Annotated in this window: 1 protein-coding gene; it reads right to left on the bottom strand. The window is 35.3% G+C overall.

Annotated features, from left to right (window positions below):
- Nucleotides 1-77 precede the first annotated feature (77 nt).
- Complete coding sequence (locus N1032_RS25715; RefSeq protein WP_259543451.1) at nucleotides 78-341, bottom strand: RtcB family protein; 264 nt, start codon at nucleotides 339-341, stop codon at nucleotides 78-80.
- Between the last annotated feature and the right edge of the window lie 333 nt (nucleotides 342-674).

Raw genomic sequence — 674 nt, 5'->3', positions numbered from 1 at the left:
CCTCCGACTTAATATGCCGCCAATGTTGTAATCAATCGATTTGTATGACCGATTTGTTCTTCTTGAAATTCTCATAATTACTCCCTTGGACCATCGTCCGCCTTGAAATTGAAGATTGGTTTGACAATATCAACAACTTCAGCAAGGTCTTTGATTCCTTCTAGTATTTCATCAATACCCTTATATGCCTGTGGTGCTTCGTCAAGTGTGTTCTTGTTTATCGTGAATGAAGTGATGCCTTCCATGGACTGCTGCTTGTCCAACAGCTTCTTAGCCACTTTCAACTGGTCCTCAACACCAACTTCATATTTACCGTATAGTTTTACTTTAGTTGTTTCCATATTCTTCTCTTTCTAACATTCAGGATAACGTCCCGAACACATATGTCAATGGCAATATGATGGCAGCCATAAAAATGCAATGTGGACTGATTAAGTCAGTGCATATGATTGTGGCGGGAATGTCTGCCAACATCAAAATGAAAGTTATGACCATACCCATTAAACAGATGTTTCTTTTCATTATTTCCTCTTTCAATTTTTCCTCAAATCTTTTTTACTTTTATTTTTTATATCTAATGTTTTCTGTTTTAATAGATACCTTTTTCCATATTTTTCCATTACACCCACCCCATAATCTTTGTAATTTCAATAAGTCATTTTAATGATATTCAA

The sequence above is a fragment of the Herbiconiux daphne genome (assembly GCF_024979295.1).
GTDB classification, from domain to species: Bacteria; Actinomycetota; Actinomycetes; order Actinomycetales; family Microbacteriaceae; genus Herbiconiux; species Herbiconiux daphnes.
Note: the sequence above shows the minus strand (reverse complement) of the source record. Positions and strands in the feature narration are given on the sequence as shown.